This is a genomic window from Marisediminitalea sp. (assembly GCF_984433645.1).
In genome coordinates this window covers 1-14,231 of sequence record NZ_CFIDRX010000037.1, presented here as the reverse complement: position 1 = coordinate 14,231, position 14,231 = coordinate 1, and the positions used below count along the sequence as shown (strand labels likewise).

The following is a 14,231-nucleotide window of genomic DNA, read 5'->3' as shown; positions in this document are numbered from 1 at the left end:
CGCGTTTTAGTAAAATATTTCCCGAGAGCGTGTTTGTGATGGGCCTGACATCATCAGGTGCCATGCGTCACTGTGTGTTACTTGTCCTCTGGTTGCTGTTGTGGCGGCTGTCCGTGGTCATGGAGTATGCGCCTCACGCCAGTATCTGGTTCCCGCCGGTGGCACTTACCCTCACTGCGCTGCTGTTTTTAGGGTGGCGTGCGTGTATTACACTGACTGTGGCCTGCGTACTCTCTACGTTCTGGGAAGAGAGTATCTATATGACAGGGCGCAGCATTCAGGAGTTGCTCGTCTCGGGCAGCTTATTTGCCATGCTTCACGTGGGTGTTTATGGCGCTGGTGCTGTGGTGTTACGCAAATCCTTAGCGCACATTACTTCCTATAATTTGTACAGCGTCGTGATGCGCTTTTTGTTGGTGTGTGCAGCGTCAACCCTGTTGGTGTCTGTTATAGGCACGCTGGTGCTTTACGACGGTCTTGCCTCAGCAACGCTAAAAGAAACCCTGATTGCCTGGTGGATAGGCGATATGTCTGGTTTGCTGGTGATGGCGCCGCTTTTTGTTGCACTGTTTCAGCGCTGGTACCCTTCACAAAACTTTCTATCCGACATCGCTTTTGTGCCAATCGTGCACGCTAATGATTTCCCTACAGCGTAAAACTGGTGTTGACTATGCTGGGGTTGTTGTTTACGTCTTTCGCTGCCTACTACTTTGATTCGCCCGAGATAGCCTGTTTCGTGTTCTTTCTGGCGATGCCACAAATGTGGATTGTATACACTGAGTCGCCATTTCATGCGGCGGTCAGCCTGGCGTTGTTTGGCTTTACCATGGCCGGGCTCGTGGCGTTTTGGGGCATTGATACCCAAGCCTATATCTTCCAATTTGCCCTGTGTGTAATGGCCTGCAGTACCTATTTTTCCATGGCGGTACCGGCCTTGATCTCCGACAATCACAAGCTACACCAGCAGGCCCATTACGACGGACTCACCCAGGCGCATACCCGTCAGTCATTTTTTAATACCGCCGAGCAACTGACTAAACAGGCGGCGCGCTATCATGAGTCTTTGTCGTTGATTGTGTTTGATATCGATAAGTTTAAACACATAAACGACTCGCTTGGCCACATTGTGGGAGACGATGTGCTAAAGGCGGTAGCTCAAATAGCCCGTTCAGAATGCCGGGAAAGTGACTTGTTTGGCCGCTTTGGGGGCGACGAGTTTTTGATTTTGTTGCCGAACACGCCGTTGGAGTCAGGTGTGAAAGTGGCGGAGCAAATCAGGCAGGCAGTCAGTCATGTGTCTGAACAGTTTGATGGTATAGAGGTGTCCTGTTCCTTTGGTGTTGCGCCCGTGCTGATTGCTGAAGGTGTAGAAAGTGCGTTTGAACTGGCAGACAGACAGTTGCTTATGGCCAAACGAGCCGGCCGTAATCAGGTGAAGTGGCCACAATTCTAGCATAAGGCAATGAACACACTGCCTTATGCCAAGTGGCTGCTACTACAACGAGTCGCGGTATACGTAGTTTGCCAGCGGGTGTTTTCTGCTACGCAGATCACGAATAAAGAACTGCGCGACTTTCGAAGCCCCCACGACGTTCAAGTGAGTGTTGTCGACTTTGCCATCCGGGTAGCGTGTGTAGAGATCGGGTGGTACCTGAATAAAATACTGCTGACTGGCTGGTTCACCTATCTCCTTTAAAAAGCCACAGGTCTGGTCATTCAAATCAAAAAAGGCGACGTCTTCTTGCTGAGCTACCTTTTTCGCTGCATTGGCGTAGTCGATAAGTTTGCGTTGTAAGTTCCCTTCGCTGTCGAAGTGGCGGCGGCAAATGGAGCTGGCGATCATGGGAATGGCATCCTTAGCGCGTACATCGGCGATGTACTGTTTCAGGAACGCCGGGTAGTCTTTGTCTACAGAGGCATACCGTGCCGGGTCGTCGACTTTCTGATCGTTATGACCAAACTGAATTAATACATAATCGCCTGCTTTTAATTCAGAAAGCACTAATGCCCAGCGGCCCTCATTGATAAAGCGGCGGGTGCTGCGTCCATTTGCCGCGTGATTCACAATCTCAAGCTCTTCGTTCATGAACTCAGGTAGCAATTGCCCCCAGCCGCGTTCCGGATAGGCCAGGTTAGGTTTGTCGGCCATGGTAGAGTCACCCACCAGATGAAGCGCTACGCGCGTTGGATCCCAGGCACTGGCTGGTATACAAACGGATATCAGTGCAAAAACAGCGAAGAGTTTTTTCATTGTATTTCCTTAAAACGAAAAAAGGCCATTACGAATAATGGCCTTTGCTTAGGACACTAAAGATTACATTCTGTAGCTTGCGCCAATAAAGAACTGACGACCAGTTTGCGTCACGTTCCACACGCGGCCACCGATATTAGGAGATACCATTGCAACAATTGGCTCGTCGGTCAGGTTAATACCTTCAATTGAAATTTTCAGGTTTTCTGACACGTTGTAGCTCGCTGAGAAGTCAATGTGCGTAGTACCGTCAACATAACGTTGTTTGTTCGGGTTGCTATTGAACGACGTAGTGAACTCGCTGCGATTTGCCATTGAGATACGAGCGCTGAATACTTCATCTTCCCAGTAAACGGTGAAGTTTGAAGAGCGGTCAGACTGGCCCGTCAGGTTCACGTCTGCATCAACAAACGTCATGTTAGCCAGTACGCCGAAGTTTTGCACCCATTGTGGGCCCGGCAGGAAGTCAAGTTTTTGTTGATACTGCACTTCGTAACCGTCCAGCTTGCCGCCACCGCCATTGATTGAGCGACGAACTTCAAAGTCTGAGTTGTTAACGATGTTAGCCTGGCCACCCAGTACGCTATCTGGTAAGCCTACTTCCTGCCAGTTCAGTGTAACCGTCTCGCTGGTAGGGAAAGACTCGATGTCTTTAATGAAGTAGGCAAGTGACAACAACGCGCCTTCGTCGAAGTAGTATTCAGCCGACAGGTCGTAGTTAGTTGCACGGAACGGATCAATGAACGGGTTACCGTAGCTTACTGTCAGGTTGAACGGGTCAACACTACCACCTGGAGACAAGGTGCTTAGACCAGGGCGAGACATAACGTCTGCATAAGACGCACGTAACACTACATCTTCGGTTACGTCTAATGCGAGGTTAAGTGACGGCAGCGTGTCGCTGTAGTCGTTCTTCACTGAGGTTGGGTCGCCATTTACCAGACCGGTAGATTCAACGTCGGTTGTAGCATAACGCACACCCGCGTTACCGCGCAGATCCATGTCGCCAATTGGGTAGAAGAAATCCGCTTGCAGGAAGTAGCTCAGGTTTTCTTCGCTAACGGCATAAGTATCGCCGCCACGTGGTGCATAGCTCCAGCCACCGCTCGCCAGGAATTGGGGTAATTGTGCGTTGTCGGCCATAAAGAATGACTGACCGCCAAAGTTAACGACATTGCCGTCAGCAGCAGTAACTACGTTGCTGATACCAAAAGCTACGTTGTCAACGGTACCGTCTGCGGCGTCAGCTGATGCGAATGTGCCATCGGCACGTGAGCCTGCAATTGAGTACAGGTAGTCTTTATAGGTCACACCGCCTTTCAGGGTAATCGCGTCATTCAGGATATACTCGAAGTCAGCGCGGGCGTTGTCGTAGCTTGATTTGGCATCATAAATACGGTCACGGTATTCAGACAGCTCCCAGTTTGCCGGGTTGGCCGTATCAAAGCTGTAGCTCATTGACGGGCTCATTTGATTGGTAAAATCGTATGTTACCGCTGACGTGCTGTCTGCATAGTCCAGTGTGCGACGCGAGTCGTTCACGCTGAAGTGCTCGTAAATAATGGTGGTTTCACGGTTGTCCAGCACAGATTCAGACGTACCGACTAACAGGTTAACTTTTAAGTCATCGTTGAAATGATGTTCAACATCCACGCTGAACTGGGTAAATTCAGATTCCCAGTTAGACTCGAAGTTTTCTGAACGAATGTCTACATCGTGGGCTGTTGCAGCAATAATGCTGTCGTTGCCATCAATGGTGTAGTCAGTCAGGTAAGTTTGACCCACACCTGAAGAGTTGGTACGAGCCAACGAGATAGCCTGCATGAACGGCTCAAGACGCTGTGCTTCAATTTTTGAGTACAAGGCATCTAGGGTAATCGTGGTGTCGTCGCTTGGCGCAAACTGCACAGACGCAGTGATACCGGTGCGATCCAGTTCATGCGTCTTGTCGGCAAAACGCGGGAAGCGTGGGTGCCAGTAGCTGCTTAAGTCTTCATCCTGGGTACCCAGGCACGAAGAATCTGTACAGAAGCCGTCGTCTTCCCAGCGGCCAGTGTCTGAACCGACGTTGCTGATTAACTGTGATGAGAATGAGGCAGAAACCAAGACACCAAAAGAGCGATCGTCATTGGTGTAGCTGGTCAGTGCCGATAATCTTGGGTCCGCTTCTTCTGACTGGTCGTTATAAGTGCCCTGCACGTTAATGGCAGTCACATTGTCGTTAAAGTCGAAAGGGCGGCCTGTAGTGAGGTCCACGGTTGCACCTAACGTGCCTTCTTCAATTTCTGCTGACGACGTTTTGTGAACGGTTAGCTGGCTGAATAATTCTGAGGCAAATACGTTGAAGTCAAAAGCACGGCTCTTACGCACGCCGCCAGGACCCGCAGAAAGTGATTGTGCTTGCATGCCGTTTAACTGCACACGTGTGAAGCTTGAGTTCAGACCACGAACGGTGATCTCACGACCTTGTCCGGCGTCACGGCTGATCGCAATACCTGGGATACGTTGCAGTGACTCGGCCAGGTTCTGGTCCGGGAAGTCAGCAATATCTTCTGCAAGAATAGTATCAACTGCGCCTGCTGAGGCTCTTTTAGTAATCAGTGCTTTCTGTAAGCTGTCGGCAAAGCTCGATGCGCGAACTTCGATTACTTCGACCATGTCATCATTGGTCTCAGCACTCTGGGCAAATACAGCAGGAGTAAGCATGGCGCACGCGACAGCAATACTGACTGGTGCTTTTTTAAAGGACTTGGCAAAATTCATTCGTGGATCCTCACGTTTTTATTTGTGCCTGCATCAGTGGTTGGTTAACGTGCAGGCACATAGTGTGCATGGGTACTGATGCTTGTATCACCTGTTATTTTTATTGCTGTAGTTTACAAGCGATTAACAATATATGATTAAATGCTACCGGTGGCAAGCCTGTTTTTTCATTTTTTTAAAATTTTTGTACGATATTTCACAAATCGATTTGATAAATAAGATGGATTTGTAGGCAGTTGAATGGCGCTTTTATTACGTTGAATGACTTTTTTGTGCTTTTAAAACAGTTATTTATATTGATATTCCGTTTATGGTATTTTTTGCCCGAAATTCTATTTACAACTTGACAACATCAATCAAATTAACCAAAATGCTACCGGTAGCATTTAGCGTTTCAATTTTGTTAACACAGGGGTAAATAATGGCCAGAAAGCTAATCAAAGTTGTCCTTATGTCATTAGGTATGGCGGTAGGTAGCAGTATGGTTCAGGCAGAGCCACTCGATAACACCAAAGCCTGGTCTCAGCGTATGGTTGAGTCAGAAATGGTGCGTTTCCCGGAAGCCTGGATGATGGACTGGGACGAAAAACCGACCTGGGATTATGTTCACGGCTTAAACCTGCTTGGCTTTACCCGCGTGTATGAGCAAACCGGTGATCAACGGTATTTCGATTATCTGAAAGGGTATTACGACACGCTGATTGACGATAAGGGCAATATTGCCACTTATAAGAAAGAGAAATTCAACATCGATATGATCAATGCAGGAAAGGTTCTGTTCTTCCTGTATGACCAAACTGGTGATAAAAAATACCTGTTAGCCGCTGACAAATTGCGTGCACAGTTCGATGAACATCCACGTACCAGTGAAGGTGGGTTCTGGCACAAAAAACGTTATCCGTACCAAATGTGGCTGGACGGCCTGTATATGGGCGCGCCGTTTTATGCAGAATACATCATGCGCGCTGGCAAGCCTGAACAGCTGGACGATGTTTTCCTGCAATTCGAGCTGATTGAAAAGCATTTATACGATCCAAAGACCGGTCTGCCTCGTCATGGCTGGGACGAGTCGCGCGATCAGAAATGGGCAGACAACAGCACTGGTCTGTCACCTCATCACTGGTCTCGTGCATTGGGATGGTATGCCATGGCAATGGCTGATGTACTGGACATTGTTCCGCCGCATTTGTCCAAACGCGCCTGGTTGGCCTCGCGCTTTGAAAATCTAATGACGCAAGTGGTGAAATATCAGCACACCAGCGGTACCTGGTATCAGGTGACTGACCTGGGTGACCGCGACGGAAACTATCTTGAAGCGTCAGGCACAGCTATGCTGACCTATGCGATGGCGAAAGGAGTAAACCTCGGCGTATTACCCGCAGAGTTTAAAGGTTACGCGGAAAAAGGTTTTGCAGGGCTGCTTGATCAAATGATTTCCGTCGACCCTGAGTCAAATGTGATTACCCTTGAAAAAGTCTGTGCCGTAGCTGGCCTTGGTGGTAACCCTTACCGCGATGGCAGCTTCGAGTACTACATGAGCGAACCGATTCGTCCGAACGATGCGAAAGGCGTGGGTCCGTTTATTCTGGCTGCAGTAGAACTGGGTAAGTAAGCCATGTTTACCGGTAAGTTTTGGGGCCTGGGTATTTTGTTAACTGGCCTTTGTGGCTGCAGTGGCGCTCATTCACTGCAGTCACCTCCCCCTTCCGACGCTAGCATAATGCATCAGTCAGATCTTGGGGATGGGACTTACCGTAACCCAATTCTGCACATTGATTATTCCGACCCGGATGTCGTCGCCGTAGGTAATGACTACTACATGACCGCATCCAGCTTCAATTCTGCACCCGGTTTACCCGTATTGCATTCTACCGATTTGGTTAACTGGACGCTGATCAACTACGCGTTGCCTGTACAGGTGCCAGCAGACCACTATGCCCGGCCGCAACATGGTAATGGCGTATGGGCACCCAACATTCGTTACCACAATGAGAAATTCTGGATCTTTTACCCCGACCCGGATTTTGGCATATACGTTGTGACTGCTGACGATCCGGCGGGAACCTGGAGCGAACCCAAACGCATTCTTGCTGGCAAAGGGTTAATTGACCCGACCCCGTTGTGGGATGACGATGGTAACGCCTGGCTGTTACACGGTTGGGCGAAGAGTCGTGCGGGCTTCAATAACGTATTGAGTTTGCGAAAAATGGCAGCAGACACCAGTTGGGTGTCAGAAGAGTATCAACACATTGTTGACGGTCACGCGTTGCCGGGTTATCGCACCCTGGAAGGGCCCAAGTTCTATAAGCGTAATGGCTATTACTACATATTTGCCCCTGCCGGTGGTGTTGAAACTGGCTGGCAGTCTGTGTTCCGGGCAAAAAACCTCACAGGCCCTTATGAAAGCAGAGTGGTTATGGCGCAGGGTAATACCCTGATCAACGGCCCGCATCAGGGCGCATGGATACACACCGCCCAGAATGAAGACTGGTTCATTCACTTTCAATCCCGAAAGGCCTATGGTCGCATTGTGCATTTACAGCCGCTGGCCTGGCAGGATGACTGGCCGGTTATTGGCAATGACGCTGATAAAAACGGCGTCGGCGAACCTGTGTATGTGCATCAGAAGCCTCAGACCTCAAAACCAGGTTCGGTGAAGGCTCAGCCGACCACTGATGAATTTAATGACCAGCGATACGGTTTGCAATGGCAGTGGAATGCCAACCAGCAAGACAACTGGTTTAGCTGGGAAACAAAGTCGCACATTCGGCTACATGCCCAAATGAAAATGCCTGAAACAGGCAATAACCTGTGGATGACGCCCAATCTGATGCTGCAGAAATTACCCGCCCAGCAATTTCAGGTGCGTATGCGCATGACCGTGCCTTCAAATACGTTTGCATTAGAGTCTGGTCTGCTGTTATTTGGCGAAGACTACGCCTGGGTTGGTGTGAAAGCGATTAACGGCACGCCTCATCTTGTGTATGTGCAGTGCCGCAACGCCCGCACCGGGTGTGATGAAAGCGTTCATGACTATGGCCCTGTTAAGCACGAAACGATCGAATTTCGCTATATCATGGCATCCGACTCGACCGCAGTATTTGGCTATCGTTATGATGACACCGAACCCTTTACGGTGGTGGGTGAACAGTTTATTGCGCGACGCGGTCGCTGGGTAGGGGCGAAAACGGGCATTTTCGCAGTAACAAACCCTTTAATTAAAGTGGATGCTGGCTCGCAAAACTATGTAGATGTGGACTATGTTCGCTTTATCCCGATGCACCGGAAATAATCACGTATGAACCTGAAACGCGTTTCCCTGTTTCTTTTACTTTGTTCCATGCTGAGTACAACGGCACTGGCAAAAGAAACGACTTTCCAGGTGGATGACGGCTATACGCCGGGTGAACGCTTTGCGCGCTATAAACCCAAGCACCCGGAACTGAAATGGCCGGTATTGCAATACCGGGAAGGGCAGGCCACAGAATTTGAACGGCCCTATAAATCACTGGGCAATCGCGATTTGCACATAGACACGTTTTTTCCTTCAGCTGAAAATCACAATGGTCAGGCGATTGTGCTAATTCACGGCGGAGGCTGGCGCGCAGGCAATAAGTCCCATTTTTATCCGTTGGCTAATAAACTTGCTCAGCGTGGCTACACCGTATTTACTCCGGAATATCGCCTGTCGATTGAAGCCCAATACCCGGCTGGCATGCTGGATATAGTAGATGCAGTGCTGTGGGTCAAAGCGAATAGCGAAACATTGATGATCAATCCAGACAGAGTCGCCATCGGTGGTGGTTCTTCCGGTGGTCAAATGGCCGCGTTGGCGGGCTTTACCGCACACTTGCCGCTTTTTAATCCGCATCAGGACGCTGACCCTCGTGTTAATGCCGTTATTGATTTGGACGGCGTGCTGGATTTCACTACACCACTGGCGCTGCAATTTGAAGACAAACGCAAAGCGACGTCTGCTGCTGCCTTATGGCTGGGCGGCGACTATCAGTCTATGCCAGCGCGCTGGAAAGAAGCGTCTGCTGCTACCCATGTGCACAATAATACCCCGCCCACACTGGTGATCAGCAGTGGTCAGGTGCGTTTTACGGCAGGGCATGATGCGGTAGGCAAAGTGCTTAACCAATACGGTATCGATTACGAATTTGTCATGCTACCGCCCACTATTCATACGTTTTGGTTGTTTGAGCCGTACCTGAGCCAGACAACGGAAACCATTCATACCTTTTTACAGCGTGTCGCAACGCAAGGAGTACCGCAGTGACTATGTCGATGAACCGTCGGTCTTTATTAAAACTAATGGGTACAGGCTCAGCCGCCATGGGCGCGCTGACAATGTCGGGTTGTACAGGCAGTCCTTCTGCTAACAGTGATTTTGCCTGGAACGATCAGGCCAACGCCATCCGAGCGCGTATTGTGCCGCCAAGCTTTCCATCACGCAGCGCGGTTATTACCGAGTACGGCGCCAAAGCGGGCAGTGGCGAGAATGTCAGCGACGCTATTCACGCCGCGATTGAAGCAATTGCAAAACAAGGTGGAGGCCGTGTAGTCGTGCCGAAAGGCGAGTTTTACACCGGCCCGGTTCACCTCAAATCTAATATTAATTTGCATATTGAGGAAGGCGCTACGCTGCACTTCATCCCGGAACCAGAACTGTACAAACCCTACGTGTTCACCCGCTGGGAAGGCACGGAACTCATGGGATATTCGCCGCTTATTTATGCGTACGAACAAACCAATGTAGCCATAACCGGTAAAGGCACGCTGGAAGGTGGCGGTAGCCCAACTCAGTGGTGGCCCTGGAAAGGCAAATGGAAAGAGGCTGACTGGGGCGACCACCCGGTTGAAAACCAGAAGTTTACCCGCGATGTGTTACGCCAGATGGCAGAAGACGAGGTGCCGGTAGCCCAGCGTGTGTTCGACGAAAACTACCTGCGTCCGCCATTTATTCAGCCCTATAAATGCAAAAACGTGCTTATTGAAGGCGTTACCATCAAGAATTCTCCATTCTGGCTGGTCAACCCGGTGTTGTGTGAAAATGTAACGGTAACCGGCGTTCACTGTGACAGCCACGGACCAAACTCCGACGGGTGCGATCCGGAGAGTTGTAAAGACGTGCTCATAGAAAACTGTGTGTTCGATACCGGCGATGACTGCATTGCAATCAAGTCAGGCCGCAATGCCGATGGTCGCAGAGTGGGCGCGCCGTGTGAAAACATTCTGATCAATGCTTGCCAAATGAAAGCCGGACACGGCGGTGTGGTGATTGGCAGTGAGATCTCTGGCGGGGTAAAAAACCTGTATGCTCAGCACTGCGAAATGAGCAGCCCGGATCTAGACCGGGGAATTCGCATTAAAACCAATTCCATTCGCGGTGGGCATTTACAAAACCTGAACTACCGTCATTTGCGCATTGGTAAGGTAAAAGACGCCATCGTTATCAACTTTTATTATGAAGAAGGCGATGTGGGCCAGTTTATGCCTACTCTGGAAGCCATCTCCATTGAAAATCTGCATGTTGTGGAAGCGAAGCGCGCCTTTATGATGCGCGGGTATCCTCATACGCCTATCACCGGCGTGTCGCTGAAAAATATCACGATCGAGAAAGCGGAAAAGGACTCTGTGATTGAGAATGTCGCTGAGGTCACGCAGGAGAATATCGTTATCAACGGTAAAGCGGTGGTGATCTAACATGGGAGTACAGGGAAGACTGTTCAGGATGCTGGCCTTATGCGCCATGGTTCTGGGCGGGTGCGCAACGCTACTGGGTGGGTGCGCAACGCCGCCCGGCCAACCGGTGGATCGCATTGACGCTCGCGTGCTAAGCGCACAGAGTGACAATGCATTTACATCGATACAAGCGGCTATCGACGCCGCCCCGGACGGGAAACCCTGGACGATATTCATCGGCCCCGGAGTATTTGAAGAGCGGGTCATTATTAATAAGCCGGGTATTCGACTTGTCGGCAGCGGTAAACGCAACACAACCATTGCTTACGCCCGTTATGCAGGTGAGCCTGTAGCACCGGGAAGTGAGGAAACCTGGGGAACGTTTCGAACGGCCGTGGTGGAGGTGTTGGCGCCCGACGTCAGTTTGTTTGATTTAACGATTGAAAATACCTACGACTATCCGGCAGACGATAAGCTGCCTAAAGGCCACCCGGATAAAATTCGAGGTACCCAGGCCGTCGCGCTTAAAATTGCAGAGCAAGCTGACCGCACTGTGCTGCAACGCGTAACCTTGTTGGGTTATCAGGATACACTTTACGCTCAATCGGGCAGAACCTATGTTCTGGACAGCGAAATTGCCGGGCATGTGGACTTTATATTCGGTGCAGGTAACGTGCTGTTCGAATATACCGATGTGATTTCCCGACCAAGAGCGCATCCAATGACGTTTACCGGGTATGTGACCGCTCCCAGCACGCTGATTGAACAGGAGTATGGTTTTACCTTCCTGAACTGCCGATTGCTGCGAGAGATTGGTGTGCCCGACAACAGTGTGCCCCTGGGCCGCCCCTGGCACCCCACCACCACCTTTGATGACGGGCGTTATGCCAACCCCAATGCCATTGGTAAAAGCACCTTCATCAATACATTTATGGATGGCCACATTGCGCAGGTTGGTTGGAGCAGTATGGGCGGCACCGCCAAAGACGGTTCTCGCAAACGCTTTATGCCGTTAACTGACGCGCGATTCAGTGAGTTTGGCAGTTATGGGCCTGGGGCACATAGCAATACCGACAGACCGCAAATATCCATGGCAGATCTGCCTCTATATACAAAAGAAAAAGCACTGAATGACTGGACACCCACTACGTTGTCCAGACAAGCGCATCGCTTGTTAATTCAGTAATTCATATCGCTGGGGCCAGAGATTTCCAGCCCTGGCGGCATTTTCATCACATGCCGCTTTCAGGCACAAAAAAATTTTCAAATTTTTTTTAATAAACCCCTTGATCTTGTCTGGGTACTCCCCCATTTAACCACGCAGTAACAATTTTACGGCCCATCAGGGTCAAACTAGGCAAACGGCGTATGACCAATGTGTACGTCGGCTAATCACAAAAATTGAATAGTTAGATTATTCAGGAGATTTGAAAATGGCAATTCGTCCTTTACACGATCGCGTTATCGTCAAGCGCGCAGAGCAAGAAAGCAAATCTGCTGGCGGTATCGTATTGACCGGTTCTGCGGCAGAAAAATCGACTCGCGGTGAAGTAATCGCTGTGGGCAACGGTCGCATTCTGGAGAATGGCGAAGTGAAAGCATTAGACGTAAAAGTCGGCGACACCGTTATTTTCAACGACGGTTACGGCGTAAAAACCGAGAAGCTGGATGGCGAAGAAGTGCTCATCATGAGCGAAAGCGACATTCTGGCAATCGTAGAGTAATAAACCGTTTAACCGAATTGAGAGGAATTTAAAATGGCAGCTAAAGAAGTACGTTTTGGTGATGACGCCCGCACAAAGATGCTGAAAGGCGTAAACATCCTGGCAAACGCAGTTAAAGTTACCTTAGGTCCTAAAGGCCGTAACGTAGTACTGGATAAGTCATTCGGTGCCCCAACCATTACTAAAGATGGTGTATCTGTAGCGAAAGAAATCGAGCTGGACGACAAGTTCGAAAACATGGGCGCGCAGATGGTTAAAGAAGTCGCGTCTAAAGCAAACGACGAAGCGGGTGACGGTACTACTACTGCAACTGTGCTTGCACAAGCGATTGTTACTGAAGGCCTGAAGTCTGTTGCTGCGGGCATGAACCCAATGGACCTGAAGCGCGGTATCGACAAAGCGGTACTGGCTGCAGTTGAAGAGCTGAAAGCCCTGTCTACTGACTGTGCGGACAGCAAGTCTATCGCTCAGGTAGGTACTATCTCTGCAAACTCTGATTCAGAAGTGGGCGACATCATTGCCAAAGCAATGGAAAAAGTAGGTAAAGAAGGCGTAATCACTGTAGAAGAAGGTCAGGCTCTGCAAAACGAACTTGACGTTGTTGAAGGTATGCAGTTCGACCGCGGTTACCTGTCTCCTTACTTCATCAACAACCAGGAAAGCGGTGCGGTTGAATTAGACAGCCCATTCATCCTGTTGGTTGACAAGAAAATCTCTAACATCCGTGAATTACTGCCTACACTAGAAGCAGTAGCAAAAGGCGGTAAGCCTCTGCTGATCATCGCTGAAGACGTAGAAGGTGAAGCGCTGGCCACTCTGGTTGTTAACAACATGCGTGGAATCGTTAAAGTTGCAGCGGTTAAAGCACCTGGTTTCGGCGACCGTCGTAAAGCTATGCTGCAAGACATCGCTATCCTGACTGGCGGTACTGTTATCTCTGAAGAGATTGGTCTGGAGCTGGAAAAAGTTCAGCTGGAAGACTTAGGTACAGCTAAGCGCGTCGTTATCAGCAAAGACAACACAACTGTCGTTGACGGTGCGGGTGAAGAAGCGGCGATTCAGGCACGTTGTGAGCAAATCCGCGCACAAATTGCTGACTCTACTTCTGACTACGACAAAGAGAAACTGCAAGAGCGTCTGGCTAAACTGTCTGGCGGTGTAGCAGTAATCAAAGTTGGCGCAGCGACTGAAGTTGAAATGAAAGAGAAGAAAGACCGCGTAGAAGATGCACTACACGCAACTCGCGCAGCGGTTGAAGAAGGTGTGGTACCTGGTGGTGGTGTAGCACTAGTTCGCGCAGCAGCTAAACTTGCTGACCTTACTGGCGACAACGACGACCAAACCGTAGGTATTAAGCTTGCACTACGTGCAATGGAAGCGCCTCTACGTCAAATCTCTATCAACTCAGGTGCAGAAGCATCTGTAGTAGTTAACGCAGTGAAGAACGGCGAAGGTAACTACGGTTACAACGCAGGTAACGACACTTACGGCGACATGCTGGAAATGGGTATCCTTGACCCAACTAAAGTGACGCGTTCTGCACTGCAATTCGCTTCTTCAATTGCATCACTGATGATCACTACAGAAGCAATGGTAGCTGAACTGCCTAAAGAAGACGCACCTGCAATGCCTGACATGGGCGGCATGGGCGGAATGGGCGGCATGGGCGGCATGATGTAAGTGCCTACTCCTCCCTTTGTTGTTGATTTATAAGGGTTTATTTTTCATATGTAGAGACGTATGTAGAGATAATAATAGAGCCTTTTGATCTAACACGGCATTGAGACCTAAAAAAGCCATCAAGA

At 49.8% G+C, this 14,231-nt stretch carries 11 protein-coding genes; 9 read left to right on the top strand and 2 right to left on the bottom strand.

Annotated features, from left to right (window positions below):
* Positions 1-38: 38 nt before the first annotated feature.
* Positions 39-656 carry an MASE1 domain-containing protein gene (locus AC4MRN_RS07055; RefSeq protein WP_491202884.1) on the top strand — a complete coding sequence of 206 codons (618 nt, stop codon included), beginning with the start codon at positions 39-41 and terminating at the stop codon, positions 654-656.
* A 14-nt stretch (positions 657-670) separates the two neighbouring features.
* Entirely contained in the window at positions 671-1,453 is a 783-nt protein-coding gene (locus AC4MRN_RS07050) for a GGDEF domain-containing protein (protein ID WP_491202878.1), read from the top strand.
* Positions 1,454-1,495: 42 nt separating this feature from the next.
* Here AC4MRN_RS07050 and AC4MRN_RS07045 read toward each other — a convergent pair whose 3' ends face one another.
* A complete protein-coding gene (locus AC4MRN_RS07045; RefSeq protein WP_491202877.1) occupies positions 1,496-2,251 on the bottom strand; it encodes a rhamnogalacturonan acetylesterase in 756 nt (251 codons plus the stop codon).
* Between the two features lie 63 nt (positions 2,252-2,314).
* Complete coding sequence (locus tag AC4MRN_RS07040; protein WP_491202876.1) at positions 2,315-5,014, bottom strand: TonB-dependent receptor; 2,700 nt, start codon at positions 5,012-5,014, stop codon at positions 2,315-2,317.
* 421 nt (positions 5,015-5,435) lie between these two features.
* Here AC4MRN_RS07040 and AC4MRN_RS07035 point away from each other — a divergent pair, with 421 nt between their 5' ends.
* From AC4MRN_RS07035 to groL, 7 genes are all read left to right on the top strand, one after another.
* Positions 5,436-6,626, top strand: a complete 1,191-nt coding sequence (locus AC4MRN_RS07035) for a glycoside hydrolase family 88/105 protein (protein WP_491202875.1) — start codon at positions 5,436-5,438, stop codon at positions 6,624-6,626.
* Between the two features lie 108 nt (positions 6,627-6,734).
* Complete coding sequence (locus AC4MRN_RS07030) at positions 6,735-8,306, top strand: glycoside hydrolase family 43 protein (RefSeq protein WP_491202874.1); 1,572 nt, start codon at positions 6,735-6,737, stop codon at positions 8,304-8,306.
* Between the two features lie 6 nt (positions 8,307-8,312).
* A complete protein-coding gene (locus AC4MRN_RS07025; protein ID WP_491202873.1) occupies positions 8,313-9,296 on the top strand; it encodes an alpha/beta hydrolase in 984 nt (327 codons plus the stop codon).
* A gap of 2 nt (positions 9,297-9,298) precedes the next feature.
* A complete protein-coding gene (locus AC4MRN_RS07020) occupies positions 9,299-10,723 on the top strand; it encodes a glycoside hydrolase family 28 protein (RefSeq protein WP_488801533.1) in 1,425 nt (474 codons plus the stop codon).
* A gap of 28 nt (positions 10,724-10,751) precedes the next feature.
* Complete coding sequence (locus AC4MRN_RS07015; RefSeq protein WP_491202872.1) at positions 10,752-11,888, top strand: pectinesterase family protein; 1,137 nt, start codon at positions 10,752-10,754, stop codon at positions 11,886-11,888.
* Positions 11,889-12,135: 247 nt separating this feature from the next.
* Complete coding sequence (locus AC4MRN_RS07010) at positions 12,136-12,426, top strand: co-chaperone GroES (RefSeq protein ID WP_491202871.1); 291 nt, start codon at positions 12,136-12,138, stop codon at positions 12,424-12,426.
* A 33-nt stretch (positions 12,427-12,459) separates the two neighbouring features.
* The gene (gene groL, locus AC4MRN_RS07005; protein WP_491202870.1) at positions 12,460-14,106 is read left to right on the top strand and encodes a chaperonin GroEL; all 1,647 of its coding nucleotides are present in this window, start codon (positions 12,460-12,462) and stop codon (positions 14,104-14,106) included.
* Positions 14,107-14,231: the final 125 nt, after the last annotated feature.

Coding starts and splice junctions, on each gene's coding strand:
- AC4MRN_RS07040 (WP_491202876.1), bottom strand. CDS start 5,014: ATGAATTTTGCCAAGTCCTTTAAAAAAGCACCAGTCAGTATTGCTGTC.
- AC4MRN_RS07035 (WP_491202875.1), top strand. CDS start 5,436: ATGGCCAGAAAGCTAATCAAAGTTGTCCTTATGTCATTAGGTATGGCG.
- AC4MRN_RS07015 (WP_491202872.1), top strand. CDS start 10,752: ATGCTGGCCTTATGCGCCATGGTTCTGGGCGGGTGCGCAACGCTACTG.
- AC4MRN_RS07030 (WP_491202874.1), top strand. CDS start 6,735: ATGCATCAGTCAGATCTTGGGGATGGGACTTACCGTAACCCAATTCTG.
- AC4MRN_RS07020 (WP_488801533.1), top strand. CDS start 9,299: ATGTCGATGAACCGTCGGTCTTTATTAAAACTAATGGGTACAGGCTCA.
- AC4MRN_RS07025 (WP_491202873.1), top strand. CDS start 8,313: ATGAACCTGAAACGCGTTTCCCTGTTTCTTTTACTTTGTTCCATGCTG.
- AC4MRN_RS07045 (WP_491202877.1), bottom strand. CDS start 2,251: ATGAAAAAACTCTTCGCTGTTTTTGCACTGATATCCGTTTGTATACCA.
- AC4MRN_RS07050 (WP_491202878.1), top strand. CDS start 671: ATGCTGGGGTTGTTGTTTACGTCTTTCGCTGCCTACTACTTTGATTCG.
- AC4MRN_RS07055 (WP_491202884.1), top strand. CDS start 39: ATGGGCCTGACATCATCAGGTGCCATGCGTCACTGTGTGTTACTTGTC.
- AC4MRN_RS07010 (WP_491202871.1), top strand. CDS start 12,136: ATGGCAATTCGTCCTTTACACGATCGCGTTATCGTCAAGCGCGCAGAG.
- groL (WP_491202870.1), top strand. CDS start 12,460: ATGGCAGCTAAAGAAGTACGTTTTGGTGATGACGCCCGCACAAAGATG.